Annotated in this window: 12 protein-coding genes; 3 read left to right on the top strand and 9 right to left on the bottom strand. The window is 62.2% G+C overall.

The features are described 5' to 3' along the window. Positions 1–358 precede the first annotated feature (358 nt). The 3 genes from CWS35_RS27535 to istA form a co-directional block, all read right to left on the bottom strand. Entirely contained in the window at positions 359–589 is a 231-nt protein-coding gene (locus CWS35_RS27535; protein WP_245438698.1) for a hypothetical protein, read from the bottom strand. A 120-nt stretch (positions 590–709) separates the two neighbouring features. Beyond that, the gene (istB, locus tag CWS35_RS27530; RefSeq protein WP_100954867.1) at positions 710–1,444 is read right to left on the bottom strand and encodes an IS21-like element helper ATPase IstB; all 735 of its coding nucleotides are present in this window, start codon (positions 1,442–1,444) and stop codon (positions 710–712) included. Then, entirely contained in the window at positions 1,377–2,942 is a 1,566-nt protein-coding gene (gene istA / locus CWS35_RS27525; RefSeq protein WP_100954866.1) for an IS21 family transposase, read from the bottom strand. Before istA ends, istB begins: the two co-directional genes overlap by 68 nt. 518 nt (positions 2,943–3,460) lie before the next feature. Here istA and CWS35_RS27515 point away from each other — a divergent pair. After that, on the top strand, positions 3,461–4,096 hold the full coding sequence (locus tag CWS35_RS27515) for a LysE family translocator (protein ID WP_100954864.1): 636 nt from the start codon (positions 3,461–3,463) through the stop codon (positions 4,094–4,096). Positions 4,097–4,209: 113 nt separating this feature from the next. Here CWS35_RS27515 and CWS35_RS27510 read toward each other — a convergent pair whose 3' ends face one another. The 6 genes from CWS35_RS27510 to kdpF all read right to left on the bottom strand — a co-directional run bounded on the left by CWS35_RS27510 (position 4,210) and on the right by kdpF (position 12,356). Then, complete coding sequence (locus tag CWS35_RS27510) at positions 4,210–4,926, bottom strand: response regulator (RefSeq protein ID WP_100954863.1); 717 nt, start codon at positions 4,924–4,926, stop codon at positions 4,210–4,212. Next, positions 4,898–7,585: a sensor histidine kinase KdpD gene (locus CWS35_RS27505; protein ID WP_100954862.1), complete on the bottom strand. Its 2,688-nt coding sequence runs from the start codon at positions 7,583–7,585 to the stop codon at positions 4,898–4,900. The genes CWS35_RS27510 and CWS35_RS27505 overlap by 29 nt, the downstream gene beginning before the upstream one ends. 49 nt (positions 7,586–7,634) lie before the next feature. After that, complete coding sequence (gene kdpB / locus CWS35_RS27500) at positions 7,635–9,716, bottom strand: potassium-transporting ATPase subunit KdpB (protein ID WP_100954861.1); 2,082 nt, start codon at positions 9,714–9,716, stop codon at positions 7,635–7,637. A 15-nt stretch (positions 9,717–9,731) separates the two neighbouring features. Beyond that, positions 9,732–10,412, bottom strand: coding sequence for a potassium-transporting ATPase subunit KdpC (gene kdpC / locus CWS35_RS27495; RefSeq protein ID WP_100954860.1), 681 nt, complete (start codon positions 10,410–10,412; stop codon positions 9,732–9,734). Between the two features lie 11 nt (positions 10,413–10,423). Further along, positions 10,424–12,127: a potassium-transporting ATPase subunit KdpA gene (gene kdpA / locus CWS35_RS27490; RefSeq protein ID WP_100954859.1), complete on the bottom strand. Its 1,704-nt coding sequence runs from the start codon at positions 12,125–12,127 to the stop codon at positions 10,424–10,426. A gap of 133 nt (positions 12,128–12,260) precedes the next feature. After that, the gene (gene kdpF / locus CWS35_RS27485) at positions 12,261–12,356 is read right to left on the bottom strand and encodes a K(+)-transporting ATPase subunit F (protein WP_210202734.1); all 96 of its coding nucleotides are present in this window, start codon (positions 12,354–12,356) and stop codon (positions 12,261–12,263) included. A gap of 511 nt (positions 12,357–12,867) precedes the next feature. Between kdpF and CWS35_RS27480 the strand changes: the two genes are divergently transcribed. Both CWS35_RS27480 and CWS35_RS27475 read left to right on the top strand, forming a co-directional pair. Next, a complete protein-coding gene (locus tag CWS35_RS27480) occupies positions 12,868–13,836 on the top strand; it encodes a LysR family transcriptional regulator (protein ID WP_100954858.1) in 969 nt (322 codons plus the stop codon). Positions 13,837–14,039: 203 nt separating this feature from the next. After that, positions 14,040–15,203, top strand: a complete 1,164-nt coding sequence (locus CWS35_RS27475) for an outer membrane beta-barrel protein (protein ID WP_245439095.1) — start codon at positions 14,040–14,042, stop codon at positions 15,201–15,203. Positions 15,204–15,230 lie beyond the last annotated feature (27 nt).

The following is a 15,230-nucleotide window of genomic DNA, read 5'->3' as shown; positions in this document are numbered from 1 at the left end:
TGGAGATAGAAGGCGATAGATCTTCCGCTTTGAAGCCCACGCGTGAACGTGTGCGGTAATATCAGATTATAGCGTGTAAATCGGACGGGTGGTCTCAAAGCGTAAGCGTCGTCCAGGAGCGTCGCCGACCCTTCGGTTCTTGTTTAAGGCGCCACCGCCCGTGTAATTTCTTTCCGATCGAACCCGCTCTCCTTTCAAAATCCGGTTCCGAACGGAGTGGCGGTTCGGTTCCGACCACCCACCTTCAGCGATTGGGCTCAGCTCGACCGGGTCAACCCGCGGTTGTCGAGGAGTCTGGAGCGCTGTTTGGGGCAATTCCATCGAGGACGTAGTCCGGCCCGTGGGCGAAGGTATGGAACTATGCGGCCTTGATGAACCTCGCCACCAGCAGTTCCTCGCAGCCATACTCCTTGAGGGTCGTGTCGAGCGCCTTTTCGTAATCCGACTGCGCGCTTTCGAGGCGCGCGCGCCCCTTGTCGGTGAGCACCGTGTAAACGCCGCGTTTGTCGTCCGGGCAGAGATCGCGAATGGTCAGCCCCCCGCGCTCCAGACTGTCAATCGGCGCGGGATATTGACCCCTTATCGGCATTCAACATTGACCCCCGGGTAGTAGTTTTTTCGGACCGTGTCGGCATGGGGGTGTGGCGGTGGAGGGCGTAGCCCGGAGCCGGCTCACCCCCATGCCGATGGCGTTGCTGTGTGGGGATGTTCAGGCGGCTTCGCGGTTCTTGAAGCGCCAGCTCTCGTTGCCGGTCTCGATGATGTCGCAGTGATGGGTGAGGCGGTCGAGCAACGCGGTGGTCATTTTGGCGTCGCCGAACACCGAAGGCCATTCGCCGAAGGCAAGATTGGTGGTGACTATGATCGAGGTCTGCTCGTAGAGTCGGCTGACGAGGTGGAACAGCAGTTGCCCGCCCGACAGCGCGAACGGCAGATAGCCGAGCTCATCGAGGATCACGAGATCGAGCCGCGACAGGTGATCGGCGATGCGTCCGGGCTTGCCAGCGCGGGTTTCGGCCTCGAGCCGGTTCACCAGGTCGATGGTGTTATAATATCTGACCCGGGCGCCGGTGCGCACGCATCCGCGTCCGATCGCGATCGCCAGGTGCGTCTTGCCGGTTCCGGTGCCGCCGACCAGCACGGCATTGCGCTGGGCGGCAAGGAAGGCCCCGGTTGCGAGGTCCTTGACCAACCCTTCGTTGATCGGCGTTTCCGCGAAGTCGAACGCGGCGATCTCCTTGGCGAGCGGCAACTTCGCGATGGTCATCTGATATTTGATAGAGCGCGCCTGCTTCTCGTCGATCTCGGCCTTGAGCAGATCGCCAACCACCCGCTGGGCGGAGTGCTGCCGTTTCACGGCATCGGCGACCACCTCGTCATAAGCATGCCGCATGCCGGCAAGCTTGAGCGTCCCCATCATCTCCAGGATCTCGTGGCGTTCCATAATACCTCCTCAGACTATCGTAGCGGGCGCAGTCGGCGACCGGCTCATGGGTCAGCCGCAAAGCGTCGGGGGTCGCGATGGCGAGTGGTGCCGGCGGCTGACGCTGGCGGGTCAGGATGTTGAGCACGATGTCGCGGCTGATGGGGCCCTGGCCCAGCGCTTCGGCGCAGGCCGCCTCGACCGCGGCAAGGCCGTCGCTGGTGATGGTGGTCAGTATTCCGACCATCTGCCGATCGCCATCGGTATGGCCGTCGAGCCGCCGCCGCACCCGCTCGATGGCAGGCGGCAGCGACCAGTCCTTGAACGGCGCGCCGTTCCTCAGCGCCCCGGGCTTCTTCGCCAGCACGGGCACATAGTGCCAGGGATCATAAATCGTCTGCTCACGGCCGAACCGGCGGGCATGCTCGCCGACGATCTCGCCGCCCTGACGAATGACGATCCGATCCGCATAGGCGTGGATCTCGACTGGTCGTCCTGCCGCAGCTGCATGCACCGAGTATTTGTTGTAATCGAACCGGACAAGCAGGGTCTTCGATACCGACGCCGGCAGGGCATGGAAGCCGTCGAACGGCCCGCGATAGGCGATCAGCGCAGGACGGTCGGCAGTCTCGAACACCTCCCATACGGTGCGGTCCTTCAGTTCGGGATGGGTGGCCTGCTTCGAACGCGCGACACAGCGATCCTCGAGCCAGGCGTTCATCTCTGCGTAGCTCTTGAACCGCAGTCGGGGCGTGAAGAAGCGTTCGCGGACCAGCCCCACCTGGTTCTCGACCTGGCCCTTCTCCCACCCTGATGCAGGTGTACAGGCCACCGGCTCGACCAGATAATGCCCGCACATCTGCTCGAAGCGTCGGTTATACCGACGCTCGCGGCCGACGAAGATCGCATCGACCGCCGTCTTCATGTTGTCGTAGATCCCGCGCTGGCAAGCGCCGCCGAAGAACGCGAACGCCCGGTCATGGGCATCGAACACCATCTCCTGGCTCTCGCGCGGATAGGCCCGCACGTAGAACATCCGGCTATGGCAAAGCCGCATGTGCGCGACCTTCACCGTGGTCGTGACCCCGGCGATGACCACGATCTCGTGGCTCCAGTCGAACTGGTAAGCCTCGCCCGGGGCAAAGCTCAGCGGCACATAGGCCGCCGCCGTCATCGCCGAACGCTCGCGATACCAATTTGCCGCATACCGCCGGACCGCGTCATAACCACCGCGATAGCCAAGCCCCTGAAGTTCCTCGAATACCCTGACCATCGTCAACCGCTCGCGCCGTGCTTTGCGGTCGTTCGCCTCGAGCAGCCCGTCCAGCTCCGACGCCCACGGCCCGAGCTTAGGCAAAGGTTGTACGCTGCGTTCGTAAGCGAACGCCGTCTCGCCCGACCGCAGCACCTTCCTGACCGTGTTCCGCGACACGCCAAGGTCCCGCACGATCTCCTTGATCGACTTGCCTTTGACGAAAAACTCGCGCCGGATGCGCGCCACCGTCTCCACGACCAGCATCTCCTCACCGCTCCCGCCGCAAAGCGCCGGAGCGTGAACTGCAATCGTTCAGGGGGTCAATTTTGGACGCCGATTACCCCAGAACCGGGGTCAATATTGCAGGCCGATTCACAGAATCGAGTTCCGATGGCCCAATGTGCCGTGGCGCGGCCGCCAAGTATCTGGCCCATAGCGCCTCCTGAAATGCGGGATTGGCTTGGCTGAACGCCCACGCTTCGGGACCAGACGCTAGTGTTACGGCGCTCCTTCATGTCTTTCATGCCGCGGATTGATCGCATGATGAAGCGCCGCGTGTGCCAACAATCGCGTCGAGTCCAGCGTCGGAAGCGGCGAGTTGCTGTCCGTGATGATGATCGGGACTCCGGTGCAGCCAAGGACGACCGCGTTGCAGCCACACAACTTCATACGAGCGATCAGATCCTGAAAATATTGAACCGACTCGTCATTCTGGATTCCGTTGACGAGCTCATACATTATGATGGAATGGTTAGAACTGGTATCACTTAGAAGGAGCTACCATGGACGGCCTGACGCTTCTCACCTTCGCACTGGTCGCGTTCATCGGCATTGCGACGCCCGGTCCCACGGTTTTGCTAGCATTGACCAACGGCTCGCGCCACGGCGTGTCGCGTGCATGCTACGGGATGGCTGGTGCAGTCTTGTCTGACTTTATCCTGATCGGCGCTGTCGCACTAGGGCTTGGTGCGTTGCTCGCTGCCTCCGAGTTTTGGTTCGGCCTCGTGAAGTGGCTCGGGGTCGGGTATTTGACCTATCTCGGGATCATACTGTTGCGCTCGAAAGGGACACTTGACCCATCCCTCCAAGCGGCAGCAGTTAGTGGATCGGGAACCCCGCGTTCGCTGTTCCTCAAGAGCCTTCTTGTGGCGATCACTAATCCGAAGGGTTACCTGTTCTTCTCTGCATTCCTGCCTCAGTTCATCGCCCCGACCTCATCTCAGGTGCCACAATACGTCATTTTGGCACTGATCTTCGCCTTCCTCGATTTCCTGATCATGCTGGCCTATGCTGTCCTCGGCTCGCGGGCGATACGTTTTTTGAAGGGGACCGGTGCTCTTTGGCTGGATCGGATGTGCGGTGCTGCCCTCCTAACCTTGTCGGGATCCCTGGCTGTCTATCGGAGAGCAAGCACGTAAGACGTCGAGACTGCTGGCCCAAAGCAGTAGGTGGTCATCCGTGCGGTTTGCACTTTTAGCAGATCCGATTGTGTCTGGACCCCTGGCGTACACAATGAACAGTATTCTTGCAGCTATTTCTGTGGCGAATCGAGCTCCAGACCCGAGAGGCGATATCCGACCTGCAGTTCGGTAATGAGGTGAACGGGCTGAGATGGATCGTCCTCGAGCTTCTGCCGCAACTGGGCCATGTAGATGCGAATGTAATGCGCGCGTTCTGCGTAGCCTGGTCCCCACACATCCAAAAGCAATTGGCGATGCGTCAGCACCTTGCCATGCCCGCGGATCAGCGCCGTCAGCAGGCGAAACTCATTCGGTGTCAGATGCACAGCCTTGCCGTCTCGCGTAACCTCATGTGTCGCGAGGTTGATGGCGACCTGACCGAAACGAACGAGAGCGGAAGCCTTGGCCCCATCCGATACCGCGCTGGTTCGGCGTAGCTGGGCGCGGACACGGGCGAGAAGCTCCGGCACGCCGAACGGCTTGACGAGATAATCGTCGGCCCCGGCGTCGAGTGCCTCGACTTTCTCGGTTTCCCGGTCCCGCGCCGACAGGACGATGATCGGCGCCGAGATCCAGCTTCGCACGTCTCGAATGAGCATCTTGCCGTCGCCGTCTGGTAGGCCGAGGTCCACGATCATGAGGTCGGGTTTTCGGCTACCCGCGTTGAGCCGGGCATCCTCGGCGGTGGCCGTCTCGAAGACGCTCATGCCTTCCTTTTCCAACGCCATCCGTACGAAGCGGCGGATGTCCGCTTCGTCCTCAACGATCAGGATGCGCGGCTTGATCATGAACAATCTCGCTTTCAATCTCGGGCGGAGCGCCCAACGGCAGCCGAATCTCGAACGTCGCGCCGTGCGGCTTGCGCGCTTCCGCCCGGATGGTGCCGCCATGCGCCAAGATAATGCTGCGGCAGAGCGCAAGGCCAAGCCCGACGCCCGCAGTCGCAGACTCTTTCTGCCCGCGAACGAAGGGCTCGAAGAGAGCTTCGGGGTCACCCGCCGTCCAACCCGGTCCATCGTCCTCGACCACGAGGTAGATGGACTCGCCCGATGTCCCCGCGCGCACCGTGATAGCGGCCGAGGTCGGCGTATATTTGGCGGCATTGTCGAAGAGATTGATCAGCACCCGCTCGATGAGAGCGGCGTCTACTTCGACGAGCGGGAGCTCGGGCGGAAGATTGGTTCGGATCGACCTTGGCGCCAGCAGAGACGCAGACTGCGCCAGGGCGCTTCCGACGATCTCGCTCAACGAATGCCATTCCTTGTTGAGGCGCACGCCCTGGCTTTGCATGCGTGCCAGGTCGAGAAGATTGCTGACGAGGCGTTTCAGTTCGTCGGCCTGGACGCGGATCGAGCGGGCCAGATCGCTTCTTTCGTCCTCGGGAAGCCCCTTCCCATGCTCAAGCGTTTCGGCGAGGCCGCGTATCGCGGTCAATGGTGTCTTCAGATCGTGAGACACCGCCGACAGAAGGGCGTTACGGAGCTTTTCGCCTTCCATCCGCACCAGGGTATCTTGCGCCACTTCGACGAAGTGAATGCGCTCGAGCGCAAGACCGATGGTCGAGCAGCAGGCGTCGAGAAGCCGGCGATCGTCGGGATTGCTTGATAGAGGCGTGTCGATCGGGAGAATGCAGAGCACACCCCTGGTCGCCATCGACGCCTTCAGCGGCAGGTAGAGAGCCTCGGCGGCGGCCAGCGTCTGGGTGCCGCGCCCGGCCTCCTGGGAATGATCGAACGCCCATTGCGCCACCGACAAATCCACGAGGGCGGCGTCCTGCATCGGTAAAAGGCGGTCTCTATCGTCCGGCACCAGGAGAATGATGCGTGCGCCGAACAGGGGCGAGATTGCGTCCCGGCATACCGTGATCACCTGTTCGACCTTGATCGCACTCGAAAGCTCGCGCGCGACGCGCGCGAGCGCCGAGGCGCGACGTTCGCCGGCGCGGGCAAACCGTGCCTCCGAGCGCATGCGTGCGGCGAGCTGGCTGATGACAAGCGCGACCACCAGCATCAGGGCGAAGGTAAAGACATATTGCGTGTCGGTGACGGCGAAGGACAGCCGCGGTTCGACGAAGAAGAAGTCGAAGCAGGCGACGCACAACAGTGCCGCCCAGGCGCCGGCGAGGCGCCCCAGCCGCATGGCGACGAACACAACGGTCATGAGGAAGAGCATGACGATGTTGGAGAGGTCGAAAACGCGCAACAGCCAGGCGGCCGCCGCTGTCGTCACGCCGCAGGCCAGGGTTGCGATCGCGAGGGCGCGTGCGTAGCCCTGCGGTTCATCAGCCATTGTGGACTGGTGCGCTTCAGGGGCGGCGTCGACACTCAGGATGATCAGGCCGACTTCCGGATTGGCGCGCGCAATACGCTCCTGAAGGCGCGGCTTGAACGGGATGAATTGTCGACCGGCGGGATTGCCGAGGATGAGCTTGGTGGCATTGCGCTTGCGTGCATAATCCAGCAGGGTTTCGGCGACATCCTGGCCGGGGATGTTGGCGAATTCGGCGCCGGCCGCCTGGGCCGCGGCGGCGATCTCCAGAAGCGAACCACGCGCTTGGGCGTCATCGCCGCGATAGGGCTGGTCGACGTGGACGACGATCCATTTGGCTTGCAGACGCTGGGCGAGGCGGGTGCCCTCGCGGACAAGCTTTTCCTGCGAGCGGTCGGCCCTGACACACACCATGAGCAGGTCCTGGGTGGGCCATACGGTGCGGATGGCATGCGACACCCGGTAGGTTCGCACGTCCGAATTGACCCGGTCGGCGACGCGCCGCAGCGCAAGCTCGCGCAGCGCAATCAGGTTGCCGCGCCGGAAGAAATTCTGTCGGGCCCGCTCGATCGAAACCGGCAGGTACACCTTGCCCGCGTTCATGCGCGCGAGGAGATCGTCCGGGGGCAGATCGACCAGGACGACGTCGGTTGCAGCGTCGAAGATACGGTCGGGGACCGTCTCGCGAACGCGGATGCCAATGATGCCGCCGACGATATCGTTGAGACTGTCCAGGTGCTGGACGTTGAGGGCGGTGAAGACGTCGATGCCGGCGTCGAGCAGTTCCTCGACGTCTTGCCAGCGTTTGGCATGGCGACTGCCTGCGACGTTGGTGTGGGCCAGTTCGTCAACAACCAGCAGCTTGTACCCTGATGAGAGCGCACCATCGAGGTCGAACTCGGTCGTGGGCTTGCCGTTGCCGCTCATCGTCTTGCGCGGCAGCACCGGAAGACCCTGGATCAGCTCTTCGGTGTCTTTGCGGCCATGGGTCTCAACGATCCCGATCCCGACGGGCACCCCGTCCGCCTGGAGTTGGCGGGCGGCGTTGAGCATCGCGAAGGTCTTGCCGACCCCTGCGCAGGCGCCGAAGAAAATCTTCAGTTGTCCGCGTTTGGAGCGATGGCTTTCATCCGTCGCGACCTCCAGAAGTGCGTCGGGATCGGGTCGCTGATCTTTCATGGTCGTCAATAACCTTCGGCTTTCGCCTTGTTCGGCTTCCCGATCCTCATCAGAAGAAGGGGGTCAGCACGACGTCGATCAGCTTTATACCGATAAACGGCACGATGATCCCGCCCAAACCATAGATCAGCAGGTTGCGGCTGAGCAGCCGGTCGGCCGGTTCGGCCCGATACTTGACGCCGCGCAAGGCAAGCGGGATCAGGACGACGATGATCAAGGCGTTGAAGATCACTGCCGACAGGATCGCCGAAGCCGGGCTGTGAAGCCCCATGACATTGAGCACGGCCAGGGGCGGATAGGTCGCGACGAAGGCGGCGGGGATGATGGCGAAGTATTTGGCCAGATCGTTGGCGACGCTGAACGTGGTCAGCGCGCCGCGGGTCATGATCATCTGCTTGCCCACCTCGACGACGCGCAACAGCTTGGTCGGGTTGCTGTCGAGGTCGACCATGTTGCCGGCCTCCTTGGCGGCCTGTGTTCCGCTGTTCATCGCCACCGCAACGTCGGCCTGGGCCAGCGCCGGCGCGTCGTTGGTGCCGTCGCCGGTCATGGCGACGAGGCGGCCTTCGGCCTGGTACTCGCGGATCAGCCTCAGCTTGTCCTCCGGCGTCGCCTCGGCGAGATAGTCATCGACGCCGGCCTCGGCGGCGATCGCGGCCGCGGTCAACTTGTTGTCGCCCGTGATCATCACGGTCTTGATGCCCATGCCGCGCAGTTCGGCGAAACGCTCCTTGATGCCGCCCTTGATGATGTCCTTGAGTTCGACCACGCCAAGGACACGGACATCGTCGCTGACGACCAGCGGCGTGCTGCCACGGCGGGAGACCTCGTCGACGATCTTGGCGACCTCCTGCGGGAACACGCCACCCATCGCCTCGACATGCGCGCGAATGGCGCTGGCGGCGCCCTTTCGGATCTGCCGGCCGTCGATGTTGATCCCGCTCATGCGGGTATGGGCGCTGAAGGGGAGCGCTTCCGCGCCGTGCAGCTCGCGGCCGCGAAGCGCGAAGGCGTTCTTCGCCAGCACCACGATCGAGCGGCCCTCGGGCGTTTCATCCGCGAGTGATGCAAGCTGGGCCGCGTCGGCAAGCGCCCGCTCCGTCACCTGAGGCGCCGGAAGGAATTTGGTCGCTTCGCGGTTTCCGAGTGTGATCGTGCCTGTCTTGTCGAGGAGCAACACGTCAACGTCGCCGGCGGCTTCGATGGCGCGGCCGGACGTGGCGAGCACATTGGCCTTCATCATCCGGCTCATTCCCGCGATGCCGATCGCCGAGAGCAGGGCGCCGATCGTCGTCGGGATCAGGCACACCAGAAGCGCGATCAGAACCGTGATCGTCACGACCGATCCGGACCCGTTCATGATGGTGCCGAAGCTCGAGAACGGCATCAAGGTCACGCATACGAGAAGGAAGATCAGGGTGAGCGCGACCAGCAGGATGGTGAGCGCGACCTCGTTCGGGGTCTTGCCGCGCTGGGCGCCTTCCACCATCGCGATCATGCGGTCGAGAAAGGCCTCGCCGGGCCGCGCGGTCACCCGCACGATGATCCAGTCGGAAAGAACGCGCGTGCCGCCGGTGACGGAGCAGAAGTCGCCGCCCGATTCCCGGATGACGGGCGCGGATTCGCCGGTAATCGCGGACTCGTCGACCGACGCCGCGCCTTGTATGACCTCGCCATCGGCGGGAATGATCTCTCCGGCCTCGACCAGGACGTAGGCGCCAACGTCGAGTTCATCACTCGGCTGCGGCCAGGATTCGCTCTCACGGGTGGGCTCCTTGAGCATCCGGGCGATCACCCGTTGGCGCGTGGCCCGTAGCGCATCAGCTTGCGCCTTGCCGCGGCCCTCGGCCAGGGCCTCGGCCGCATTGGCGAAGAGCACCGTGAACCAGAGCCAGATCGCGATGGCGAAAATGAACGCGGCCGAGGCTTCGCCCTGTCCGCGCAGCGCCTGGATCCAGAGCAGCGTCGTGACGATGCTGCCGAGATAGACGACGAACATCACCGGGTTCTTCAGCTGCACCCGCGGGGAGAGCTTGCTGAACGCCTGGCCGATTACCGACGCCCAATTGATCGGCTTGGGTCCGGTGCCGATCGCTGCGCTGTGAGGCGCGGCTGCATCAAACTGTGTCATGATGGCACCGCTTTCTTATTGCGCGGCCGGACGGGCGGGGGCCGCCGCATCCAGCGCGAGATTGAGTTCGAGAACATTGATTCTGGGATCGCCGAGGACGCCGAGTTGGCGACCGCTCGTATTCTGGTCGACGAGCTCCATCACTTTGTCGGGGGACAGGCCCCGCGCCTTGGCGACTCGGGCAACCTGCAATCGCGCATTGGCGAGCGAGATATGCGGATCGAGGCCCGATCCAGACGCGGTGACAGCATCGATTGGCACGGGCGCGTTGGCGGCAAGGCCATTCTCTTCACGATAGGCCGCGGTCCGTTCCGTCACTGCCTCGATCAGCTTCTTGCTGATCGCGCCTTGATTGCTCGCGCCGCTGGCGGCGGCGTTATAGGGCTGGTCGACCGTTTTGGACGGATCGTTGGGATCTGTTCCGGAGGTCGTGCTGGGCCGGCCATGGAAATAGTCCGGCCGGGTGAAATATTGGCCGATGACCCGGGAGCCCACGTCCTTGCCGTCGGCCGTCACGATGCTTCCTCGCGACTGTGCGGGGAAGAACAGCGTCGCGACGCCGGTCGTCGCCAGCGGATAGGCGATCCCGGTGACCGCCATGAAGAACACGGCGGAGACGAGGACCGGGCGCGTGAGGCCGCCCAGAAGAGGGCCGGCCGACGCATGCGTATTGGTGGTTTTGGATATCTCTCGCATGGGATCTGTCCTTAGAAGGTCGTGCCCGCGAGCATCAGCAGATGCTCGACGATGGGGCCGAGGGCGAGCGCCGGCAGGAAGGTCAGGCCGCCGACGACGATGATCACGAAGACAAGCAGCCCGGTGAACAGCGGCGTCGCCGTCGACAGAGTGCCCGGGCCAGCCGGCACGGTTTTCTTGGCGGCCATCACGCCGGCGACCGCCAGCATCGGCAGCAGAGTGAGATATCGCCCGACCAGCATGGCGAGACCGATCGTCGTGTTGAAGAACGGCGTGTTGGCGTTGAGGCCGGCGAAGGCCGAGCCATTGTTGGCCGTGCCGGAGGTGTAGGCATAGAGCACCTCGCTGAAGCCGTGCGGCCCTGTGTTGGCCAGGCTATCGAGGGTCGAAGGCATCAGGCAGGCGAGCGCCGTGAAGCCCAGGATGCTGAACGGATGCGCCAGTACCGCGAGCATCACATATTTCATCTCCCGCGCTTCGACCTTCTTGCCGAGGAACTCGGGCGTGCGACCGATCATCATGCCGACAAGGAACACGGTCAGGATCGCGTAGGTGACGAGGTTGATGAGACCGACGCCATCGCCGCCGAACACGTTGTTCAGCATCATCTGTGCGATCGGCACCAGGCCGCCCAGCGGGGTCAGCGAGGAATGCATCGCGTCGACCGAACCGGTCGTCGCCGCGGTGGTGGTCGTGGCGAACAGGCTGGTCTGAGCGATGCCGAAGCGAAGCTCCTTGCCCTCCATGTTGCCGCCGCCGAGGATCTCGGTTTGGGCCTGGTCGGCGCCGAGCGTGGCGAGCAGCGGATTGCCGGCACGTTCAGCGCTGTAGATCAGCGCAAGGAAGGCGACGAACATGATCAGGAAGGCCGCGAAGAAGGCCCAGCCCTGCTTGCGGCGCAGGATCATCGCACCGAACGTGTAGGTCAGCGCCGAGGGGATCAGCAGCATGCTGAGGATGTGCAGCGTGTTGGTAAGCGGGGTCGGGTTCTCGAATGGGTGGGCGGCGTTCATGCCGAAGAAGCCGCCACCGTTGGTCCCGATGTGCTTGATCGATTCAAGGCTGGCGACCGGCCCGATGATGAGCTGCTGCTTCATGCCTTCGAGCGTCGTGACGATCGTGTCCGACATCAGCGTCTGCGGCATTCCCTGCCAGACGTAGACCAGCGCCATGACGAAGCAGAGCGGCAGGAACAGGCGGTAGACGACGCGGGTGAAGTCGACCCAGTAGTTGCCGATGTCCGCCGAGGTCTTGCGGCTGAGCCCGCGGATGAAGCCGCCTGCCGCGGCCACGCCTGTCGCCGCGCTGACCGTCATCAGGAAGGTGATGACCGCCATCTGCGAGAAGTTCGAAAGACTGGATTCGCCCGAATAGGACTGCCAGTTGGTGTTGGTGATGAAGGATGCGGCGGTGTTGAAGGCCAGATCCGGCGTCTGCGACGCGCGCCCGAGCGTGTCGCCCGGCAGATATTGTTGCAGGCGAAGGACGAGATAGCCGAGCAACATCATGGCGGCGTTGCTGAGCAGCAGCACCATGCCATAGCGTTTCCAGGACATCTTCTCCGCCGGATCGACGCCGAGAATGCGATAGGTGCCACGTTCGACAATGTTGTCGGCGGGGCTCGTGAACATGTGCGTCATCCACTTGCCGAGGACCACGACCAGTCCAGTCATGATCGCGAGTATGATTACAAACTGTGTGATGTCTTCAGTCATGACGAGCGCCCCCTCAAATCCGATCCAGGGCGATGATGAACCCTGCCGTGGTTGCGAAGAAAACAAGCGTCACAGCTACGAAAATGAGGTCGCCCATAGTTGTCACCGAGTTTTAATGTTGCGATTGCCAGCCTCAGAAGCGCTCTGGCTTCACGAGAGCATAGAACAGGTAAATCGTGAGGCCGGCGGCGCAGAGACCGGCGAGCCAGGTCATCGCGGCAGCGGCCATGGCTGACCTCCATAGGATTGAGAGCGAATGAGAAAGCGCGGAGCGCTGATCAGCGAGGGCGAGTGGGCTGCCAATCGCTTCGCTGGCGGCCGGGCTTTAAGTGATGGGAGAGTGTCGAGCATGCGTGCTGGCTCCATTTTCAGCTTGGAATGCTGTGATGGATGTAGAGCGCCGCATGTCAGAGTGGTGCTGAGTTTTTACGCCAAGACGTAAGGACGGTGTAAAGACATCAGAAAATGCAGCAGGGGTAAACCTGGTTCACCGCGAATACTGCGGTCGCGGCGCGCTCGGCCAACAGCCGACGGAGGGCAATTTCCTAGAGGTACGGAATTTTGCGCCGTTTTTATGCTAGCGGAAAAAACGCTGCACCGGACTTATACGCGATCGCCTACGACGCAGTTATACGTTTATGCCACTACATATCACACGACAATCTCGGGCAAGGCCGAAATGAACCGCGGCTTCGACGCGGCCATCTCAATCTAAGCCGCTCGGCAAACTGATCGGATCTATGCGGAAATGCAACGTCGAGGTTCGGCAGCTTCGCTTTGTCGTGACGGCCGCCGAGGAAGGGAGTTTGAGAAGAGCTTCTAGCAAGCTCGGCGTGCGGGAGTCGACGATCAGCCGGAAAATTCGGGATTTAGAAGACGCGCTCGGTTCCAGTCTTTTCATCCGGCGGCGCTCGGGCGTTCTTCTTACGCAGGCCGGAGAGAATTTCGTCCGGAGGGCGGAATGTGCGCTGACGCAAATTGAGTATGCTATCCGAGAGGTTGGCGCGATCGGGCGCGGGGGAAGCGGCGTTATCCGGATTGGCCTTTTTTCTTCTTTGGCTACCGGCTTCGTTGCGGAGCTGATTGCCCGATTCGGTAAGCATCACAGCGAGGTTCAACTCGAGTTCGTCGAGGGCGACCATATCGAACTCATCCCGGCGATACGTCGTCATGAGCTTGATATTGCATTCGTGACTGAGCCCCTTGAAGTCGCAGGCTTCAATTCCGTTCGCTTCTGGACGGAACAGGTATACGTTGTTGTGGCACAAGGGGACCCCCTTGCACGTCAATCGGAAATCTCTTTCGATGACATACGTTATAGGCGCTTCATAGTGACTGAAGTTGCGCCGGGGAGGGATATAGAAAGCTTCCTTTTTCGCAATCTCTCCGCGCTTGGCCACCGCCCCGACATTCTGCGTGACAGCGTGTCTCGTCAAACCTTGATGCAGCTCGTCGCTTGTGGACGCGGCATTACCTTGGCGAGCGACTCCGTTGTAGAAGCGCGATTTGCCGGCGTTGAGTATCGTCCCCTGACTGGATGCTTCATTCCGTTCTGCGGGATATGGTCGGATGAGAATGATAATCCTGCTTTCCGGCGCTTCTTAAGCGTGGCCAACACCTTGGCCAAGGTGCGCGACGGCTTTGCAACGGGAGACTCCCGCACTTCGCAGCTCATTGCAGACTCAGCGAAATCTACGTTCTCCGCGTAGGGGAGGGCGGCGTCCTTATACGGTACTTACGAATAAGTGGAAGATAAGGTGCCGATTTTACGCCCTTCCTCTTACTTCTTGCGTGCATTGACCTTCACGCAAAGGGAATGCACCTAATGATAAGCCCGCTATCACACCCATCGCCTGTTCTGTGTGCTGCTCGACATTCCGGATGTCGCCGCCTCGGCGGTCCAGCCTTGTGGGTGCTCCTCTTGCTGGGCAGTTGCGGTGCCGTTTCTTGGGCCGGCGTCGCTAACGCGGACCCGCTTCCCAGTCCTAGCTTCTCCGGGCCGCTCGCCCCAAACCCCCACCCCCTCACGGTCGACGCCGGTCCGTTCGGATCGGTCGCCATCTCCGGCCAGGTGAGCGGGATCGGCGGCCTTCAGACTCACGCAAGCCATGCCGGCGGGATCGGCAATCAGGATGGGTTCGTCGATCTGAGTAACGGACAGATCGAGATCCAGACGACTCAGGGGCCTTTGCAGTTTTACATTCAGGCGGGGGCATATTCCTTGCCGTCGCTGGGCTCGTCCTATCTGCAAGCGACCAAGGCGACGGACCAGTTGTTTGGTCCTGTTCCGGTCGCCTACGCGAAGGGGGTGATCACGCCGGAGCTGACGGTCATGGCTGGTTTGCTGCCGACAATGGTGGGAGCGGAATCGACCTTCACCTTTCAGAACGTCAACATCGAACGCGGCCTCCTTTGGAATCAGGAGCCGGCCATCAGCCGCGGCGTGCAGATCAATTATGCGCGGGGGCCGCTCTCCGCGGCGGTCTCGCTCAACGACGGCTATTTTTCCGGCAAGCTCAACTGGCTTTCGGGCATGTTGGGCTATGCGATCGACGCGTCGAACTCGATCAGCTTCGTCGGCGCCGGCAGCCTATCGCGGAGCGACAAGTCGTCAGTGGCGACGCCCCTCGCTCAGAACAACAGCAGTATCTTCAATCTCATCTACACTTACACCAGCGGTCCGCTGACGCTCACCCCCTATCTGCAATACAGCCACGTCGGGCGTGATGATCAGCTCGGCATCATTCGCTCGGCCGACACCTATGGCGGCGCGCTGCTGGTCAAATACGCGCTAAACAGTGAATGGTCGCTCGGCGCCCGCGCCGAGTATCTGAAGACAACGGGCGGAACGTGCGGGGCGGACGCCAACTGCACGCCGACCAACCTGCTCTACGGCGCAAAGAGCGACGCATGGTCGTTCACCATTACTCCGACATACCAGAAGGGCGTGTTCTTCGCGCGTGGCGAGCTGTCTTACACCGGGATTGGCCACCTTCAACCCGGATCCGGCTTCGGCCGCGACTTTAACCAGCGCGATCAGGTCCGCGCCCTGGTGGAGACCGGCATCCTCTTCTGAGCGAGCGGGCGGCATGAGCAGAACACC

The sequence above is a fragment of the Bradyrhizobium sp. SK17 genome, assembly GCF_002831585.1.
GTDB lineage: Bacteria > Pseudomonadota > Alphaproteobacteria > Rhizobiales > Xanthobacteraceae > Bradyrhizobium.
This window is presented reverse-complemented; position numbering and strand designations above follow the sequence as displayed.

Bases quoted from the DNA above. Each gene is read 5' to 3' on its own strand.
- CWS35_RS27535 (WP_245438698.1), bottom strand. From the start codon at position 589: ATGCCGATAAGGGGTCAATATCCCGCGCCGATTGACAGTCTGGAGCGC.
- istB (WP_100954867.1), bottom strand. From the start codon at position 1,444: ATGGAACGCCACGAGATCCTGGAGATGATGGGGACGCTCAAGCTTGCC.
- istA (WP_100954866.1), bottom strand. From the start codon at position 2,942: ATGCTGGTCGTGGAGACGGTGGCGCGCATCCGGCGCGAGTTTTTCGTC.
- CWS35_RS27515 (WP_100954864.1), top strand. From the start codon at position 3,461: ATGGACGGCCTGACGCTTCTCACCTTCGCACTGGTCGCGTTCATCGGC.
- CWS35_RS27510 (WP_100954863.1), bottom strand. From the start codon at position 4,926: ATGATCAAGCCGCGCATCCTGATCGTTGAGGACGAAGCGGACATCCGC.
- CWS35_RS27505 (WP_100954862.1), bottom strand. From the start codon at position 7,585: ATGAAAGATCAGCGACCCGATCCCGACGCACTTCTGGAGGTCGCGACG.
- kdpB (WP_100954861.1), bottom strand. From the start codon at position 9,716: ATGACACAGTTTGATGCAGCCGCGCCTCACAGCGCAGCGATCGGCACC.
- kdpC (WP_100954860.1), bottom strand. From the start codon at position 10,412: ATGCGAGAGATATCCAAAACCACCAATACGCATGCGTCGGCCGGCCCT.
- kdpA (WP_100954859.1), bottom strand. From the start codon at position 12,127: ATGACTGAAGACATCACACAGTTTGTAATCATACTCGCGATCATGACT.
- kdpF (WP_210202734.1), bottom strand. From the start codon at position 12,356: ATGGCCGCTGCCGCGATGACCTGGCTCGCCGGTCTCTGCGCCGCCGGC.
- CWS35_RS27480 (WP_100954858.1), top strand. From the start codon at position 12,868: ATGCGGAAATGCAACGTCGAGGTTCGGCAGCTTCGCTTTGTCGTGACG.